At 65.2% G+C, this 3,590-nt stretch carries 4 protein-coding genes; 3 read left to right on the forward strand and 1 reads right to left on the reverse strand.

Annotation, left to right across the window (positions count from 1 at the left end; genetic code table 11):
• Window positions 1-26: 26 nt before the first annotated feature.
• A complete protein-coding gene (locus tag EOD07_RS26855; RefSeq protein WP_127237559.1) occupies window positions 27-932 on the reverse strand; it encodes an NAD(P)-dependent oxidoreductase in 906 nt (301 codons plus the stop codon).
• A 170-nt stretch (window positions 933-1,102) separates the two neighbouring features.
• On the opposite strand from EOD07_RS26855, the gene EOD07_RS26860 reads away from it, so the two are divergent.
• The 3 genes from EOD07_RS26860 to EOD07_RS26870 form a co-directional block, all read left to right on the forward strand.
• A complete protein-coding gene (locus EOD07_RS26860) occupies window positions 1,103-1,852 on the forward strand; it encodes an FCD domain-containing protein (protein ID WP_041004228.1) in 750 nt (249 codons plus the stop codon).
• Window positions 1,853-2,118: 266 nt separating this feature from the next.
• Window positions 2,119-3,105, forward strand: coding sequence for an aldo/keto reductase (locus tag EOD07_RS26865; RefSeq protein ID WP_127237560.1), 987 nt, complete (start codon window positions 2,119-2,121; stop codon window positions 3,103-3,105).
• A 5-nt stretch (window positions 3,106-3,110) separates the two neighbouring features.
• Window positions 3,111-3,590: amidohydrolase family protein (locus EOD07_RS26870; protein WP_348627784.1), on the forward strand; the 480-nt coding region annotated here is incomplete at its 3' end.

Here is a 3,590-nt window from a genome sequence, read left to right on the forward strand (position 1 = left end):
GGGTAGGGTTCGCGCCATCCGCCTCCTCACTCGGCTGCGACCTCATTCAATGAAACGCCGTTGAGCCCGGCAACAATATCCGACAATGCCGGCACGAACCTCTCGCCATGTCCCGTGGCGACCGCCGTCGCAAAACCGTTGCGCACGACGGCGCCGACCGGGTTGGCGATGCCGGCGGCCTGGGCGAAGGAGGCGAGGTAGGTCATGTCCTTCAGCGCATTGGCGATGGCGAAGCGCTGGGCGTTCTCGTTGCGGTTCAGCACGAAGTCGAAGAAGGCCTGGTAGAAGCCGCAATCCATGCGGCTGCCGGAAATGACGCTGTTGAACACCTGCGGCGTCAGCCCGGCCTTGGCGCCCAGCGTCAGCGCCTCCGAATAGATCGCGGAATAACCCATCGAGATGAAATTGTTGAGCAGCTTCATGGTGTGGCCGCTGCCGGTCGGGCCGGTGTGGACGATTCGTGCGGCGAAGGCTTCGAGCACCGGATGCGCGCGGGCGACCGCTTCCGCCGCGCCGCCGACCATGACGTCGAGCTTGCCTTCGGCGGCTTCCTTAGGCGTCCGCGCCAGCGGCGCGTCGATCAGCGTCACGCCCTTGGCGGCGAGCTCGGCGGCAAGCGCTATCGTCGATGACGGGTTCGAGGTCGAGCAGTCGACGATCAGCAGCGGCTTGCCGGAGGCTGCAAGCCCTTCCGGTCCTTTCACGACCGCTTCGACCTGCGGCGAGCCGGTCACGCAGATCAGCACGATGTCGCAGCCTTCCGCGAGCACGCGCGGCGTCGCCGCCTGGCGGGCGCCGGCGCTCACCAGCTTCAGCGCCGCTTCCTGGTTGCGGTGCGCCCAGACCGCCAGCGGCCAGCCCTTGGCCACGATGTTTGCTGCCATGCCCGAGCCCATGGCGCCCAGGCCGATAAAGCCGATTTGCTGCTTCATGTTGATCTTCCAGTGCTGTTTAAGTCGCTGTCTTGATGGATGTCGTTGTCCTGGAACCGCTGCATCGGTCTGGGGCGGTATGCGTCGGGTCCAAAGAAACGAATGATTGCCGTTGCAACCAACCAGTGCGATCCTTGGCGTAAGAATCGATTTAAGGGGCCGGTTTTTCGATGGCGGATCGCGAGGGAGCAATGTTCGGTGCCATTCGCCAGTCCCCCAATCTCAGGGGCGAGCTGGTCGACAAGTTTGCCGCGCAGATCGAAGCCGGCGATCTTGCGCCTGGCCAGCGGCTGCCCACCGAGCAGGAGATCGTCAACGCGACCGGCGTCAGCCGGACCGTGGTGCGCGAGGCGCTGGCGTCGTTGCGCGCGCGAGGGCTGATCACGACGCGCCAGGGCCTCGGCGCTTTCGTGGCGCAGGAGCCGCCGCCCAAGACCTTCTCGATCGTGCCGACGGATGTCGCATCGATCGACGATATCCTGGCCGTGCTCGAGCTGCGCATGGGCGTCGAGGCGGAAGCGGCGGCGCTGGCGGCTACGCGCCGGACCGCGAGGGACCTCGCCCTCATGGCCAGGCAGCTCGATGCCATCGACCGGGCGATTGCCGAGACGGGTCTTGCCGCGACCGAGGATGCGGCTTTCCATCGGGCGATTTCGCTCGCCTCGCACAACGCCTATTTCAGCCGGCTCTTCGACACGTTCGGCACCGCCATGATCCCGCGGCAATGGACGCAATTCGATCGCCTGGAGCCCGCCGAACGCGAACGGCATTTCGAGCGGACGCGGCGCGAGCACCGGGCGATCCACGACGCCATCGAGGCGCGCGACGCCAAGGCGGCGCAGCGCGCGATGCGGCTGCACCTGACCCGTTCCTACAAGCGCTTCGAGCAGCTCCGCGACGGCGCCGGACATCTGAAGTAGATCGGGCGAGGGCGCCCGAGCGGTGCCTGGCCTGCCGCGGCAGGAGCCGGCTACGGCCCGACGTTCCAAGCCCGCCCGGCCTCGATCGGCATCTTGCGCGAATGCCAGGAGCATCCCGTCGCCCTCCAGCCTTCCGATGGATCCAAACCCGGCGCTACCCGTAATCACCTTTTGCATTCTTACAGGGTTGTCATACAACTATCCGATCTGATATTCCTGCCGGCACGACCCGTCAAGACGACGCGGGCTTCGAGGAGTGAGTTTCCATGCATCAAAGGCGATTTGGCCGCACCGGCTGGCAAGTGTCGGAAATCGGCTTCGGCAGCTGGGCGATCGGCGCCGACTGGGGCGACGTCGAGGAGAAGGACGCCATTGCGGCGCTGAATGCCGCGCTCGATTCAGGCGTGAGCATGATCGACACCGCCGATGTCTATGGCGACGGCCGGGCGGAGAAGCTGATCGCTAAGACGCTCAAGGGGCGGGGCGGCGCAAGACCGATCGTCGCCACCAAGGCCGGCAAGCGGCTGAACCCGCATGTCGCCTCCGGCTACAACCGCAAGAACCTGACCAGCTTCGTCGAGCGCAGCCTGCGCTATCTCGAGGTCGACGTCCTCGATCTGGTGCAGCTCCACTGTCCGATGACGGAAGTCTTCTACCAGCCCGAGACATTCGAGGCGCTGGAGAGGCTGGTCGAGGAAGGCAAGATCCGTCACTACGGCGTCAGCGTCGAGAAGGTCGAGGAAGGCATCAAGGCGCTGCAGTATCCCGGCGTCGCCAGCGTCCAGATCATCTACAACATGTTCCGGCAGCGTCCGGCGGAGCTGTTCTTCGACATGGCGCGCCAGAAGGACGTCGCCATCATCGTCAGGGTGCCGTTGGCCAGCGGCCTCTTGTCCGGCAAGTTCCGCAGCGATTCCAATTTCAGCGCCAAGGACCACCGCAACTACAACCGGCAAGGCGAGGCCTTCGATGTCGGCGAGACATTCTCCGGCGTGAATTATGAGGAGGGCCTGGAGGCGGTCGAGGAATTGCGGCCGTTGCTGCCGCCAGGCGCGACGATGGCGCAATGGGCGCTGCGCTGGATCCTGATGAACCCGGCGGTGACGGTGACCATTCCGGGCGCCAAGTCCGTCCGGCAGGCGCAGGAGAACGCCGCCGCGTCCGACCTGCCGGCGCTGTCGCCGCAACTGATGGAGCGCATCGCCGACATCTATGAGCGGCGCATCAAGCGCGCCGTGCACCAGCGCTGGTAAGCGCCATGGGCAGTGACAGGCCTCTGGTTGCTGGTGAGCAACTTGTTGCTGGTGAGCAACTCGTTGCTGGTGAGCAACTCGTTGCTGGTAAGCAACTTGTTGCTGGTGAGCAACTTGTTGCTGGTGAGCAACTTGTTGCTGGTAAGCAACTTGTTATCGACGGGCATCAGCATTTCTGGGACCCGGCGGACGGATCCTGCGGCTGGATGACGGAGGACTACGCCGCCATCCGCCGGGTGTTCTCGCCCGACGATCTCAAGCCGGCGCTCGCCGCGGCCGGCGTGGATAAAACCGTCCTGGTCCAGACATGGCATTCGCTGGACGAGACCCTGGCGTTCCTTGAGACCGCGAACCGGACCGATTTCGTCGCCGGCGTCGTCGGATGGGTCGATCTCACGGATCCCGGGGTCGCGGCCACGCTGTCCGAGCTGAAGGCGCGCCCGGATGGCTGCACTCTTGTCGGCATCCGTCACCTCGTCCACAAC

It is taken from the genome of Mesorhizobium sp. M2C.T.Ca.TU.002.02.1.1 (genome assembly GCF_003997225.1).